This is a genomic window from Streptomyces sp. CoH27, assembly GCF_020181035.1.
GTDB lineage: Bacteria > Actinomycetota > Actinomycetes > Streptomycetales > Streptomycetaceae > Streptomyces > Streptomyces camelliae.
Window position 1 is genome coordinate 261,792 of the sequence record NZ_JAIQYY010000007.1, and the last position, 13,396, is coordinate 275,187.

A 13,396-nucleotide genomic window follows, 5' to 3' on the forward strand; every position below is an offset into this window, starting at 1 on the left:
ACCACGGGCCGAATCCAGGCGCACACGCCAACCGGCACTAGTTCGTTACAAGACGCCCCAGCGGTGCCTGCTGCAAGGGCACCGGACGTGCCATCACGGGCTCCGGAGACAGCGGAGGCTGCGGTTCCACAGGTTCCGGAGGGTCCGGTTCCGTCGGCTCCGGTGACGCCTCGGGCGCCCCGGCAGCCGTGCCGTCCCGGACCGGACCCTCCGGACCCGCCTCCCCCGGGGCCACGGCCGTACCGCTTCCCGCGGCCCCCGCACCCCCCGTCTCCCCCCAGGGCGCCGTCAGCTCCGCCACGCCGCACGGAGTCTCCTCCGTGGCGTACGGCAGCCGCAGCACCCCGTCCCGCGTCCACAGCCCCGCGCCGGTCAGCCAGCCCGCGGGCGCCGGGAAGTGGCTCACCTGCCGCCCGGCCGGCCGCCAGACGCCCACCCAGCTGCCGAGCGGCCCGTCGACGCGCAGCGCCACCGCGCAGTTCTCCGGCATCAGCACCTGCCCCGGCTGGATCGCGAACGGCGTCACCGCGCAGTTCGGCAGCCGCAGGGACTCCGGGAAGCGCACCGGCAGCGTGCTGCCGAGGACCCCCCAGCCCAATCGTTCCTGCCCCGGCGAGGGTGCGTCCGAGGAGATGAGCAGCAGCCCGCTGTCGGGGTCGGCGAGCAGCAGCCGGTCGCTGCTCGCGGGCGTGATCTGGAGCAGGGGCGAGACCAGCGCGCGCTCCAGATCCACCACGACCGCCTTCACCGGGCCGCCGGCCGGCTCCCGGTCCAGCGCCAGCATCCGCCCGGCGCGGTCCAGCCACACCCCGCCCGAGCAGCGCCCCGGCACCTCGGCGAGCCGCTCGGGACCGAAGGCGCCGCCCGCCACCAGCCAGACCGTGCTGGAGCGCGGGCCGACGGCGAGGGCGTACGCCCGCGTGCCCCCCGGCGCGGGCGGCAGCAGCGTGAGCCGGGTGCCGGGCTCGGGGCACTCCACCGCGCCCAGCGGCAGCTCGCCGGTGCCGGGCCCGGTCGGGTACAGCAGCGAGAAGGCGTGCCGCCGCTCGATCAGCCGGTGGATGAGCACCCGGCCGTCGGCCAGCGGCTGCACCTGCGTGCCGGGCTCCTCCGGCTGGTTGCCGGGCAGCGGCACCGCGTACGGCTCCGGGCCGTCCAGCGTCCAGCGCTCCGGGAACCAGCAGTCGCCGGCGGGCGCGAGCCGGGCGGCGTACGCCCCGTCGGCCGTGAGGGCGCATCTGCTCCCTCCGCTCCCTCCGTCGTCCGCGCCGGTGGACGGGGATTCGATCGCACAGGCCGTCATCGTTCGGTCACCTCCGGTGACGAAGGTAGTTTTCGCACGCACAGGCGTGGGACCGGCCCTGCGCGCTTCACACATACGGGTGGCGCAGAAGCGATTCACCTGAGGAAAACGGGGCGATTGTGCTGAGCGGGACCAGACCTGACGGATGCGGTGTGGCGCCGCCGAACAGCCAGGTAGCCTTTGCTGCGTGCCCCGTCTGTCTGAAGTCATCGCCGCGCTGGAGACCCTGTGGCCCGCCGAGCGGGCCGAGTCCTGGGACGCGGTCGGCACGGTCGTGGGCGACCCCGGCCAGGAGGTCACCCGGGTCCTGTTCGCCGTCGACCCCGTCCAGGAGATCGTCGACGAGGCGCTGAAGCTCGGCGCCGACCTGCTGGTCACCCACCACCCGCTCTATCTGCGGGGTACGACGACGGTGGCGGCGAGCCACTTCAAGGGCCGCGTCGTGCACACGCTGATCAAGAACGACATCGCGCTGCACGTGGCCCACACGAACGCCGACACCGCGGACCCGGGTGTCTCGGACGCCCTCGCCGGCGCGCTGGACCTGCGGGTCGTAGGCCCCCTCGTCCCGGACCCGACCGACCCGGCCGGCCGCCGGGGCCTGGGCCGGATCTGCGAGCTGGACCACCCCCTGACCGTCCGCGAGCTGGCCGCCCGCGCCGCCGAGCGGCTGCCCGCCACCGCGCAGGGCATCCGGGTGGCCGGCGACCCCGAGGCCCTCGTCCGCACGGTCGCCGTCAGCGGCGGCTCCGGCGACAGCCTCTTCGACCAGGTCCGCGCGGCCGGCGTCGACGCCTTCCTCACGGCCGACCTGCGCCACCACCCGGCGAGCGAGGCCGTCGCCCAGAGCCCCCTCGCGCTGCTCGACGCGGCGCACTGGGCCACCGAGTGGCCCTGGTGCGAGCTGGCCGCGAGCCAGCTCGACGAGATCTCCGACCGCCACGGCTGGGACCTGCGCGTCCACGTCTCCACGACGGTCACCGACCCCTGGACCGCCCACGCGGCGTCCACCACCCCGAGCAACTAACAGGAGCCCCCAACTGAACGCCGCGCCCGCCGACCAGATCCGCCTCCTCGACGTCCAGGCCCTCGACGTCCGCCTCCAGCAGCTCGCGCACAAGCGGAAGTCGCTGCCCGAGCACGCCGAGATCGACGCGCTGAACAAGGACCTCACGCAGCTGCGCGACCTGCTGGTGGCCGCGCAGACCGAGGAGAGCGACACCGCCCGCGAGCAGACCAAGGCCGAGCAGGACGTGGACCAGGTGCGCCAGCGCGCCGCCCGCGACCAGCAGCGCCTGGACTCCGGCGCGGTCACCTCGCCGAAGGACCTGTCCAACCTCCAGCACGAGATCGCCTCCCTCGCCAAGCGCCAGGGCGACCTGGAGGACGTGGTCCTGGAGGTCATGGAGCGCCGCGAGGCCGCGCAGGAGCGGGTGGCGGAGCTGACCGAGCGGGTCGCGTCGGTGCAGTCGAAGATCGACGACGCGACCGGCCGCCGGAGCGCCGCCTTCGAGGAGATCGACGGCGAGGTGGCCACGGTGACGAAGGAACGCGAGGTCGTGGCGGGTTCTGTCCCCGCTGATCTGCTGAAGCTCTACGACAAGCTGCGCGAGCAGCAGGGCGGCATCGGCGCGGCCAAGCTGTACGCCCGCACCTGCCAGGGCTGCCGCCAGGAGCTGGCGATCACCGAGCTGAACGAGATCCGCGCGGCCGCGCCGGACACCGTCGTACGCTGCGAGAACTGCCGCCGCATCCTGGTGCGTACGGCCGAGTCGGGTCTGTAAGAGTCGTAAGGGGCTTGTGGGGTGCGGGAGTTCATCGTCGAGGCGGACGGCGGGTCGCGAGGCAATCCCGGGCCGGCCGGTTACGGCGCCGTGGTCACCGACGCGGCGACGGGGGAGATCCTGGCGGAGGAGGCCGAGTACCTCGGCGTCGTGACCAACAACGTCGCCGAGTACCGCGGCCTCCTGGCCGGCCTGCGCGCCGCCCACGCCCTCGACCCGACGGCCACGGTCCGCGTCCGCATGGACTCCAAGCTGGTCGTCGAGCAGATGTCGGGCCGCTGGAAGATCAAACACCCCGACATGAAGCCCCTGGCCGCCCAGTCCCGCTCGATCTTCCCCCCGGACCAGGTCACCTACGAGTGGATCCCGAGGGAACAGAACAAGCACGCGGACCGCTTGGCCAACGAAGCGATGGACGCGGGGGCGAAGGGCGAGCCATGGTCCCCGCCCGCCGTAGCTGCGGGCAGTCGTGCCGCTGGGGCGGCACGGGTGGGCGCAGCGGCACCTCACAGCGAGCAGCGCCTGGAAACCGTAGACGAGCAGCAGCCTCCCAGTGCCGGCGCGGAAACCCCGGACGAGCAGCAGCCTTCCAGTGCCCCCGGCTGGGGCAGCGCCCCAGACCTCGGCGCCCCCGCCACCTTCGTGCTGCTCCGCCACGGCGAAACCCCCCTGACCCCCCAGAAGCGCTTCTCGGGCAGCGGCGGCACCAACCCCTCCCTCTCCGAAGCCGGCCGCGAGCAGGCCCGCCGGGTCGCGGAGGCGCTCGCGCGGCGCGGGACCATCCAGACCATCCTCGCCTCCCCCCTCATCCGCACCCGCGAGACCGCCGGCGTCGTCGCCGCCCGCCTCGGCCTGGACGTGACGATCGAGGACGGCCTGCGGGAGACGGACTTCGGCGCCTGGGAGGGCCTCACCTTCGGCGAGGTCCGCGAACGCTACCCGGACGATCTGAACGCCTGGCTCGCCGACCCGGAGGCCCACCCCACCGGCGGCGGCGAGAGCTTCGCCGAGACGGCCACCAGACTCGCCGTCACCCGGGACAAGCTGATCGCCGCCTACGCGGGCCGCACGGTCCTGCTCGTCACCCACGTCACCCCGATCAAGACCCTGGTCCGGCTCGCCCTCGGCGCCCCGCCCGAGTCCCTGTTCCGCATGGAGCTGTCGGCGGCCTCCCTGTCGGCGGTGGCGTACTACGCCGACGGCAACGCCAGCGTCCGGCTCTTCAACGACACGTCCCACCTGCGTCCCTGACCTCGCCGAGCCGCGCGGCGGCCCGCGCCAGCTCCTCGATCCGCGCCCAGTCCCCGGCGGCCACCGCGTCCGCCGGGATCATCCAACTCCCGCCCACACACCCGACGTTGGGCAGCGAAAGGTACTCCGGCGCGGTCGCCGGGCCGATCCCGCCCGTGGGGCAGAAACGAGCCTGCGGCAACGGCCCGGCCAGCGACCTCAGATACGCCGCACCGCCCGCCGCCTGCGCCGGGAAGAACTTCATCTCCCGCACCCCGCGCTCCAGCAGCGCGACGACCTCCGAGGCGGTCGACACCCCGGGCAGGAACGGCACCCCCGACCCGCGCATCGCCGCCAGCAGCCCCTGCGTCCACCCGGGGCTGACCAGGAACCGCGCCCCCGCCGCCGTACACGCGCCGACCTGTTCCGGCGTGAGCACCGTGCCCGCGCCGACCACCGCCGACGGCACCTCGGCGGCGATCGCGCGGATCGCGTCCAGCGCCGCCGGCGTCCGCAGCGTCACCTCGATCGCGGGCAGCCCGCCCGCCACCAGGGCCCGCGCCAGCGGTACGGCGTCGGCGGCGGCGGAGACGACCACCACGGGGACTACGGGTGCGAGATCCAGTACGGAGGCAGCCGAGGGCGAGGGCAGCGGTGAGGTCATGCCCTCATCGTGCCCAGCCGCTCCATTATGTGCAATGAGCGTTGCGCATGTTGCAATGCATCTCGCGGACGCTCCGAGCGAAGGTCAATGGATCTCCTCCACCAGCACATCCAGCGACCACGCCGTGCCCGCCTTCCCCGGCGCCTCCGCCTCCACGACGTACCCCAGGTCCCGCAGCACCGCCACCAGCTCGGCGGGGTCCTTCGGCGCGGCGCCGGCCGTCAGCAGGGCGCGCACCATCCGGCCCTTGGTCGCCTTGTTGAAGTGGCTGACCACCTTCCGGGTCGGCGCGTGCAGCACCCGTACCGTCGCCGTCCGCCCCGCGACCTCGCCCTTCGGCTTCCAGGCCGCCGCGTACGCCGCCGACCGCAGGTCCAGGACCAGGCCGGCCCCGGCCGCCTCGGGCAGCACCTCGGCCATCGGCGCCCGCCAGTGCGCGCCCAGCGCGCCGAGGCCGGGCAGCTTCACGCCCATCGAGCAGCGGTAGGAGGGGATCCGGTCCGTCACGCGCACCGCGCCCCACAGACCGGAGAAGACCAGCAGCGAGCGCGCCGCCCGCCGCTTCGCCGCCGTGTCCAGCGTGGCCAGGCCGAGGGAGTCGTAGAGCACGCCGGTGTAGATCTCCCCGGCCGGGCGGGCGCCCGCCGCCGGCAGGCCGGCGTTCTTCGCGACCTCGCCGCGCAGCCCCTCGCTCAGCCCCAGCACCTCGCGCGCCTTCTCCTCGTCCCCGGCGCACAGCTCGACGAGCTCGGTGAGCACCGCCTCCCGTGCGGCGGTCAGCCCGGGCAGCGACAGGGACTCCAGCTTCAGCGGGGCACCCGCGCCCGAGTTCGCCTTGCCTTCGGACGGCGGCAGCAGGACCAGCACCACATACTCCTCACCTGGGGGGGTTTCGTTCGGATCATCCTGGCGTCGCGGGGTCCGGCACGCACACCTGCACGCACCAGACCCGCTCGGGCCGGCCACAAGGCAGCGTTCGTCACGGCCGAGCTGATCCGAACGACACCCCCTGGACCTCCGCGCCAGCGTACGGCGTGCCGGGCCCCCGGCCGCGACCTACGCTCGCTGTATGCCCCGCCGCACGATCCGCGTGACCGGTGCCCCCGAGGCACCGCTCCGGGCCGCGCTCACCGCGCTGCGCGCCGAGCTCGGCGTCCCGGGCGCGTTCCCGCCCGAGGTGCTGGAGGAGGCCGAGCAGGCGGCGAAGGCCCCGGCGCTGCCGTCGTACGACGCCACCGACATCCCCTTCTTCACCCTCGACCCCCCGGCCTCCACCGACCTCGACCAGGCCGCCCATCTCTCCCGGCGCCGCACCGGCTACCGGGTCCGGTACGCCATCGCCGACGTCGCCGCCTTCGTCGCACCCGGCGGCGCGCTGGACGCGGAGGCGCACCGGCGGGTCGACACCCTGTACTTCCCGGACGGGAAGGTCCCGCTGCACCCCGTCGTGCTCAGCGAGGGCGCCGCCAGCCTGCTGCCGGACCAGGTGCGGCTGGCGGTGCTGTGGACGCTCGACCTGGACGCGGACGGCGGGACCGTCGCTGTGGACGTGCGCCGCGCCCTGGTCCGCAGCCGCGCCAAGCTCGACTACGCGGGCGTGCAGAAGGCGATCGAGACCGGGACCGCGGAGGAGCCCGTCGCGCTGCTGAGAGAGATCGGCGAGGCCCGGGAACGGCTGGAGGCGGCACGCGGCGGCATCTCGCTGAACGTGCCCGAGCAGGAGATCACCGCCCAGGACCACACCTACGTCCTCGGCTACCGCGCCCCGCTGCCCGCCGACGGCTGGAACGCCCAGCTCTCCCTGCTCACCGGCATGGCCGCCGCCGAGCTGATGCTCGCCCACGGCACCGGAGTGCTGCGCACCCTCCCGGCGGCCCCCGACGGCGCCGTCGCCCGCCTTCGCCGTACCGCCGTCGCCCTGCACATCGACTGGCCGCACCATGTGTCCTACGCGGCCCTGATCCGCTCCCTGGACCCGCACACCCCGCGGCACGCGGCCTTCCTCCAGGAGTGCACGACTCTGCTGCGCGGCGCCGGCTACACCGTCTTCCGGGGCGGCGACCTGCCCGCGATCACCACGCACGCCGCCGTCGCCGCTCCCTACACCCACTGCACGGCCCCCCTGCGCCGTCTGGCGGACCGGTACTCCTCGGAGATCTGCCTCGCGGCCGTCGCCGGGCAGGCCGTGCCCGACTGGGTGCTCGCCGGCCTCGACGCGCTGCCCCGGCGGATGGCCGAGGGCGCCCGCATCGCCGGGACGGTCGAGCGGCAGTGCATCGACCTTGTGGAGGCGGCCCTGCTCAAGGACCGGATCGGGGAGGTCTTCGAGGGGTGCGTGGTGGACGTCGAGGAGCGTCAACCGTCCGTCGGCACCGTGCAGTTGCTGTCACCGGCGGTCATCGGGCGGATCGAGGGCGACCACCTCCCGCTCGGCGAACGCCTGCGGGTACGGCTCGTCCGGGCCGAACCGGGGGCCGGCTCCGGGGCGGCGAAGATCCTGTTCACGGCCGCGTGAGCGCCTGGACGAGGGTGCCTCGCCGTCTTCGCCGTATGACTGTAGTCACTAAAAGTTTTGGGCGGCTATAGTTTTCATATGAACGACGAACGTGTGCGCGACGACGAGCTCCCCCTGCGCGAGCGTAAGAAGCGGGAGACGCGACAGCGGATCTCGGACGTCGCCACGGGCCTGTTCGCCGAGCGCGGTTTCGACGCGGTGACGGTCGCCGAGGTCGCGCGGGCGGCCGGGGTGTCCCCCATGACGGTCTTCAACTACTTCCCGCGCAAAGAGGACCTGTTCCTCGACCGCATCCCGCAGGCCGCCGAACTCTTCGCCGCCGCCGTGCACGACCGCGCGCCCGACGAGTCCCCGCTCACCGCCCTGCGCCGCCTGGCGCTGCGGCTCCTGGACGAGGGACACCCGCTGAGCGGCGTGGGGGAGCGCTTCCCGCGCTTCTACCGGATCGTCCTCGCCTCCCCGTCCCTGCGCTCCCGCGTCCGCGAGTGCGTGGAGGAGGTGGAACGGGCGCTGGCCGCCGCCCTCGCCGCGGCCGGTACGGCGGATCCGCAGCTCCTGGCCGCCCTGACCGTGGCCGCCTACCGCACGGTCTTCGTCACCTCCGCGCGCCGCCTGCTGGCCGGCGACCCCGTGGCCGAGGTGGCCCGGGACCACCGGGCACGGCTGGCGACGGCGTTCACGGCCCTGGAGCGGGCGGAGGGGACGGCCTCCGGCGGCTGAAGCGGTCACCGGCACCACCGGCACCTGGGTCCGTCCCTGGCTCTCCTGGCGTCCTCTGGCCTCCCCTGGCATCGAATTCCGGCCGGAACGCGTTGCACCGACGAGTGCGGAACGGGCTGAACGGACGGACAAGGAGATGGCTCATGGGGGAGCAGGCGCTGTGGACCAGGGCGCGGCTGGGCCGGTGCGGGCCTTCGCTGGATATGCTGACCGCGAACTTCCGGCAGCACGTGTACGCCCCGCACGCCCATGACGAGTACACGATCGGCGTCTGCGTCGGCGGCAGCGAGATCATCGACTACCGGGGTGGTCACATCCGCACCGGACCGGGCGCGATCATCGTCCTCGAACCCGGCGAGATGCACACCGGCGGCCCCGGCAACGACACCGACGGCTACGCCTACCGCGCCCTGTACGCCGAGCCGTCCCTGCTGGCCGACGGCGTCCTCGGCGGGCTGCCGTACTTCCGCGAACCGCTCGTCCAGGACCCCGCACTCGTCGCCGCGCTGCGCCATGCCCACACCGAACTCAGCGTCTGCCCCGACCCGTTGGAGGCGGAGTCCCGCATCCCCTGGCTGCTGACGGCCCTGGCCCGCCGCCACTCCACGGCCCGGTCCGGTGCGGACCTGGTCCCGGGCGCGGCCACCATCGCCCGGACGGTCCGCGACCGCCTGGCCGGCGAGCTGACGGACCCGCCGAGCCTCGCCTCCCTGGCCGCCGACCTGGGCCTGTCCCGCTACCAGCTCCTGCGGGCCTTCCGTACGACGATGGGCATACCCCCGTACGCCTGGCTCGCCCAGTACCGGGTGACCCGGGCCCGCGCGCTGCTCGCCGCCGGCCTGCGCCCCGCCGGGGTCGCCGGGCTGGTGGGCTTCGCCGACCAGGCGCATCTGACCCGCTGGTTCCGCCGGGTGCTCGGGGTGACCCCGGCGGTGTACCGCAACAGCGTTCAAGACACGCCATGACAGGGTGGCCGAAACTCAGTTCATGACTGCACGCGGCTGGTTCCTGTTCTCCCTGATGGGAGTGATCTGGGGCATTCCCTATCTGATGATCAAGGTGGCGGTGGACGAGGTGTCCCCGCCGGTGGTGGTGTTCACGCGCTGCGCGCTCGGCGCGCTCATACTCCTCCCCTTCGCCCTGCGCCAGGGCGGCCTGCCCGCGACGATACGGGCCCACTGGCGCCCCATGCTGGCCTTCGCGGTCCTGGAGATCATCGTCCCCTGGTTCACCCTGACGGACGCCGAACGGCACCTGTCCAGCTCGACGGCCGGCCTGCTGATCGCGGGCGTGCCGATCGTGGGCGTGGTGGTCACTCGGCTGCTGGGCGACACGGAACACCTGGGCGCCCGGCGTCTCGCGGGCCTCGCCCTGGGCCTGGGCGGCGTAACGGTCCTCACCCTCCCGCACCTGACCGGCGGCGACGGGCGTTCCCTGGCCGAGGTGCTGGTGACGGTCATCGGCTACGCGACCGCCCCGGTGATCGCCGCCCGCCGCATGAAGGACGTCCCCTCCCTGCACCTGACGGCGGCCTGCCTGTCCCTGGCGGCCGTGGTCTACGCCCCGGTGGCGGCCGCGACCCGACCGTCCGCCGTCCCCTCCGCCCACGCGCTGGCCGCGCTGGCCGGCCTGGGCGTGATCTGCACGGCGGTGGCCTTCGTCGCCTTCCTGGAGCTGATCAAGGAGGCGGGCCCGACCCGGGCGACGGTGATCACGTACGTCAACCCGGCGGTCGCGGTGGCGGCGGGCGCGCTCTTCCTGAACGAGTCCCTGACCCCCACCATCCTGGCGGCCTTCGCCCTGATCCTGACGGGCTCCGTCCTGGCGACGGCGTCCACCGGTCCGCGCCGCTCCAAGCGCCCGGTACCATGGTCCACACGGCAGACGAGCCGGGCGGACGGCCGCGTGGAGTCCCCCTAGGGGGCTTCCCGAGGAACGTCCGGGCTCCACAGGGCAGGGTGGTGGCTAACGGCCACCCGGGGTGACCCGCGGGACAGTGCCACAGAAAGCAAACCGCCCGGCGCTCAGGCGCTGGGTAAGGGTGAAACGGCGGTGTAAGAGACCACCAGTGCCCAGGGTGACCTGGGCAGCTAGGTAAACCCCACCCGGAGCAAGGTCAAAAGGAAACATCCCGGTGTTTCTGCGCGGACGTTCGAGGGCTGCCCGCCCGAGTCCGCGGGTAGACCGCACGAGGCCGACGGCAACGCCGGCCCTAGATGGATGGCCGTCGCCCCGGCACCCGCGAGGGTCCCGGGGAACAGAACCCGGCGTACAGCCCGACTCGTCTGCCGCTACCTACCGGTGTCTTTCGCGCCGGATGCGGTGGCGGTCGTCCTGCGGAGCCACTGTGCGCACAGGGACGTCCACGTGCCGGCGGGCGTCATGTCCTGGGCCAGTCCCACGCCGTGTCCGCCGGTGGGGAACACGTGCAGTTCGACCGGGACCCGCAGGGAGGCCAGGCGCCGGGTCAGGGACAGGGCGTGGTCGACCCCGACGGTGTCGTCGTCCGCGCAGTGCCAGATGAAGGTCGGGGGGGTCTGCGGGACGGCGATCAGCTCGATGGAGACCGCGCGGCGCTGTTCCGGGGTCGAGCCGGGGCCGAGGAGCGGGTCGCTGTCCGGTTCGCCGACTGCGGCGGGGCCGAAGGTGTGCCATGACGTCGCCGGGTAGCAGAGCACCGCGAACGCGGGCCGCTCGTCGTCGGCCGTGTCCGGGCCGGCGGCGAGGTGGGCGGCGAGGTGGCCGCCCGCGGAGAAGCCGAGGACCCCGATGCGCGACGGGTCGACCCCCAGCCCCGGCGCCTGCGAGCGCGCCTCACGCATCGCCGCCCGTGCCGAGTCCAGCGGCGCGGGGTGAAAGTCCTGTGGCCCTACCGGGTACTCCAGCACCCAGGCGGCGAATCCGAGCTGGTTCAGCCACTGTGCGACGGGCTTCCCCTCGTGCGGGGCAAGGAAGGTGTAGCCGCCGCCCGGCATGACGATCACCGCGGGCGCGCCCGCAGCCGAGCGCGGCACCTCCGCCGTCGGTGGGTGGAAGGTCAGCGCTGCCGCGCCACTGTTCGTGATCCGCACGTCTGTCATCTGTTGCTCCATCTGCGAGAAGGGGTTTTCTTCGGGGTTTCTTCCGTCGGACCGCCGCGGTCCCGAAGGAAGTGCGGGCCGCACGGATGCGCCTCCCGACACCTGCACACGTCAGCGCAACGCGTGTGCGACGGCGGCTCCTTCGCGTACGAAGACGGGTATGCGCTCCAGTGGGGCGTCGGCGTCGGGTGCCGTTCCACCCTCCAGCACGTGTCCGGTGGCCGGGTCGTACCAGCGGGCGCCGGAGGGCAGGTAGACCCGGCGGGTGCGCGCGCCCGGCTCGTACACCGGTGCCACCAGCACATCGGGGCCGAGCAGGAACTGGTCGTCCACGTCCCAGGCGCGTTCGTCCTCGGGGAAGTCGAAGAACAGCGGGCGCATCGGCGGTGCGCCGGTGCGGTGCGCGTCCTGGGACAGCAGGTCCAGGTACGGGCGCAGGCGTTCGCGCAGCAGCAGGTGGTCCCGGAGGATGCCGTACGCCTGCTCCCCGTAGGACCAGACCTCGTTCGGCCCGCCGGTCATGTCCGTGGAGAAGGTCGGGTGGTGGGGCACGCGGTCCCCGTGCAGCCGCATGATGGGGCTGAAGGTGCCGTACTGGAACCAGCGGATCAGCAGCTCGCGGTAGGCGGGGTCGTCGGGGTCGCCGCCGAAGAAGCCGCCGATGTCGGTGTTCCACCAGGGGACGCCGCTCATCGCGACGTTCAGTCCGGCTCTGATCTGCCGCGCGAGGGAGTCGAAGGTGGTGGGGATGTCGCCGGACCACAGTGCGGCGCCGTACTTCTGGCTGCCCGCCCATGCGGAGCGGACCAGGGACAACGGCCGGTCCTCGCCGGCCGCGCGCAGGCCGTCGGCGACGGTCCGGGTGTGCAGGAGCGGGTAGAGGTTCGCGGCCTCGGCCGCCGGACCGGCGGCGTAGACGGCACGGTCGGCGACATCCCGGGACAGGTCGGGTTCGCAGGCGTCCAGCCAGAAGCAGGCCACGCCCGCTGAAAGGTAGTTGTCGCTCAGTCGTCGCCACAGCGCGGCGCGCGCGTGGGAGTTGGTCGCGTCGTAGTACGCCATCCGGCGCATCGGCTCCTCGGCGCTACGGGAGGGCCAGTGGTAGGTGAGCAGGCCGCCGTCGCCGTCCCGTACGAGGCATCCGGCCGAGCGCAGCTCGTCGAAGGTGTCACTGCCGGGCTCGACGGTGGGCCATACCGAGACCGCGAGCTTCACCCCGAGGCCGGAGAGCTCTTCCACCATCGCGGCGGGATCGGGCCACTCGCTCGCTTCAAAACGCCAGTCGCCCATCGCGGGCCAGTGGAAGAAGTCGCAGACGATGACGGACAGCGGCAGTCCGCGTTCCTTGTACTGCCGTGCAACAGTCAGGAGTTCGTCCTGGGTACGGTAGCGCAGTTTGGACTGCCAGAAGCCGGACGCCCACTCGGGCAGGAGCGGCGGACGTCCGGTGGCCAGGGTGTAGGCGTCCAGGATCTGGGCCGGAGTGTCACCGGCGGTGATCCAGTAGTCGACCCGCCCGCCGGCGTCGGCGACCCACCGGGTGGTGTCGGTGCCCAGTTCGGCACGGCCGGTGGCGGGGTTGTTCCACAGCAGTCCGTAGCCACGCGAGGAGTGCAGGAAGGGGATGGCGGCCACCGTGTTGCCCTGGACGAGGTCGATCACACAGCCTTTCTGGTCCAGGAGCCCGTGCAGATGCTGCCCGAGGCCGTGCAGCCGCTCGCCGGCGTAGGCCTCGAAGTGCTGTTCCGTCCGGCCGCCGGCCGCATGGACGCGGGGGCCGGGATGATGGGGGTACGGGGACTTGTCGGCGAGGAGTTCACGGCCCGAGGCGGCGTGCAGGAATTTCAGCCGGCCGTCCGGCAGGGCCTCGACAGCGAGGCGGCCGTTGACCAGGCGGGCAGAGCCGTCTGCCGCGACGGACACATCGACGTGGGGGGAGGGCGAGGGGATCTCCAGTGCGCCGGGAGCGGAAGGGGCGACTGTCCCGGACGAGGCCCGGACCCGGACTGCGTGCGGCCCCCAGGGCTCGATACGGAGGATCTCTTCGGCGGTGTGACGTTCCAGGCCATCCGCGCTGATGCTGTAAGGCAAGGCGATTCC

General features: G+C 73.3%; 11 protein-coding genes, 1 other RNA gene and 1 pseudogene. 8 read left to right on the plus strand and 5 right to left on the minus strand.

The window, feature by feature from the left end; all coding sequences use genetic code 11:
* Nucleotides 1-37: 37 nt before the first annotated feature.
* Nucleotides 38-1,303, minus strand: coding sequence for a hypothetical protein (locus tag LE548_RS13650; RefSeq protein WP_225097063.1), 1,266 nt, complete (start codon nucleotides 1,301-1,303; stop codon nucleotides 38-40).
* A gap of 187 nt (nucleotides 1,304-1,490) precedes the next feature.
* Between LE548_RS13650 and LE548_RS13655 the strand changes: the two genes are divergently transcribed.
* The 3 genes from LE548_RS13655 to LE548_RS13665 are packed head-to-tail and all read left to right on the plus strand — an operon-like array spanning nucleotide 1,491 to nucleotide 4,338.
* On the plus strand, nucleotides 1,491-2,330 hold the full coding sequence (locus tag LE548_RS13655; protein ID WP_225097064.1) for a Nif3-like dinuclear metal center hexameric protein: 840 nt from the start codon (nucleotides 1,491-1,493) through the stop codon (nucleotides 2,328-2,330).
* A gap of 13 nt (nucleotides 2,331-2,343) precedes the next feature.
* On the plus strand, nucleotides 2,344-3,087 hold the full coding sequence (locus LE548_RS46005; RefSeq protein ID WP_308030180.1) for a C4-type zinc ribbon domain-containing protein: 744 nt from the start codon (nucleotides 2,344-2,346) through the stop codon (nucleotides 3,085-3,087).
* Between the two features lie 21 nt (nucleotides 3,088-3,108).
* Nucleotides 3,109-4,338: a bifunctional RNase H/acid phosphatase gene (locus tag LE548_RS13665; RefSeq protein WP_225097066.1), complete on the plus strand. Its 1,230-nt coding sequence runs from the start codon at nucleotides 3,109-3,111 to the stop codon at nucleotides 4,336-4,338.
* On the opposite strand, the gene eda is transcribed toward LE548_RS13665, so the two are convergent.
* Together eda and yaaA are read right to left on the minus strand one after the other, a co-directional pair.
* Complete coding sequence (gene eda, locus LE548_RS13670) at nucleotides 4,310-4,981, minus strand: bifunctional 4-hydroxy-2-oxoglutarate aldolase/2-dehydro-3-deoxy-phosphogluconate aldolase (protein ID WP_225097067.1); 672 nt, start codon at nucleotides 4,979-4,981, stop codon at nucleotides 4,310-4,312. The two genes, LE548_RS13665 and eda, sit on opposite strands and share 29 nt — an antisense overlap.
* An 84-nt stretch (nucleotides 4,982-5,065) precedes the next feature.
* Complete coding sequence (gene yaaA, locus LE548_RS13675) at nucleotides 5,066-5,848, minus strand: peroxide stress protein YaaA (RefSeq protein ID WP_225097068.1); 783 nt, start codon at nucleotides 5,846-5,848, stop codon at nucleotides 5,066-5,068.
* 202 nt (nucleotides 5,849-6,050) lie between these two features.
* Here yaaA and LE548_RS13680 point away from each other — a divergent pair, with 202 nt between their 5' ends.
* The 5 genes and pseudogenes from LE548_RS13680 (at nucleotide 6,051) to rnpB (ending at nucleotide 10,504) form a co-directional block, all read left to right on the plus strand.
* A complete protein-coding gene (locus LE548_RS13680; RefSeq protein WP_225097069.1) occupies nucleotides 6,051-7,496 on the plus strand; it encodes an RNB domain-containing ribonuclease in 1,446 nt (481 codons plus the stop codon).
* A 78-nt stretch (nucleotides 7,497-7,574) separates the two neighbouring features.
* Nucleotides 7,575-8,216 carry a TetR/AcrR family transcriptional regulator gene (locus LE548_RS13685; protein ID WP_225097070.1) on the plus strand — a complete coding sequence of 214 codons (642 nt, stop codon included), beginning with the start codon at nucleotides 7,575-7,577 and terminating at the stop codon, nucleotides 8,214-8,216.
* A 143-nt stretch (nucleotides 8,217-8,359) separates the two neighbouring features.
* Nucleotides 8,360-9,181: an AraC family transcriptional regulator gene (locus LE548_RS13690; protein WP_225097071.1), complete on the plus strand. Its 822-nt coding sequence runs from the start codon at nucleotides 8,360-8,362 to the stop codon at nucleotides 9,179-9,181.
* An 85-nt stretch (nucleotides 9,182-9,266) separates the two neighbouring features.
* A pseudogene (locus LE548_RS46465) lies at nucleotides 9,267-9,983 on the plus strand (DMT family transporter); the annotation flags it as partial.
* Between the two features lie 118 nt (nucleotides 9,984-10,101).
* An RNA gene (gene rnpB, locus LE548_RS13700) (RNase P RNA component class A) lies at nucleotides 10,102-10,504 on the plus strand.
* Nucleotides 10,505-10,507: 3 nt separating this feature from the next.
* Here rnpB and LE548_RS13705 read toward each other — a convergent pair.
* Nucleotides 10,508-11,296, minus strand: a complete 789-nt coding sequence (locus LE548_RS13705) for an alpha/beta hydrolase (protein WP_225097072.1) — start codon at nucleotides 11,294-11,296, stop codon at nucleotides 10,508-10,510.
* 111 nt (nucleotides 11,297-11,407) lie between these two features.
* Nucleotides 11,408-13,387: a TIM-barrel domain-containing protein gene (locus tag LE548_RS13710; RefSeq protein ID WP_225097073.1), complete on the minus strand. Its 1,980-nt coding sequence runs from the start codon at nucleotides 13,385-13,387 to the stop codon at nucleotides 11,408-11,410.
* Between the last annotated feature and the right edge of the window lie 9 nt (nucleotides 13,388-13,396).

Coding starts and splice junctions, on each gene's coding strand:
- LE548_RS13650 (WP_225097063.1), bottom strand. CDS start 1,303: ATGACGGCCTGTGCGATCGAATCCCCGTCCACCGGCGCGGACGACGGA.
- eda (WP_225097067.1), bottom strand. CDS start 4,981: ATGACCTCACCGCTGCCCTCGCCCTCGGCTGCCTCCGTACTGGATCTC.
- LE548_RS13680 (WP_225097069.1), top strand. CDS start 6,051: ATGCCCCGCCGCACGATCCGCGTGACCGGTGCCCCCGAGGCACCGCTC.
- LE548_RS13685 (WP_225097070.1), top strand. CDS start 7,575: ATGAACGACGAACGTGTGCGCGACGACGAGCTCCCCCTGCGCGAGCGT.
- LE548_RS13690 (WP_225097071.1), top strand. CDS start 8,360: ATGGGGGAGCAGGCGCTGTGGACCAGGGCGCGGCTGGGCCGGTGCGGG.
- LE548_RS13705 (WP_225097072.1), bottom strand. CDS start 11,296: ATGACAGACGTGCGGATCACGAACAGTGGCGCGGCAGCGCTGACCTTC.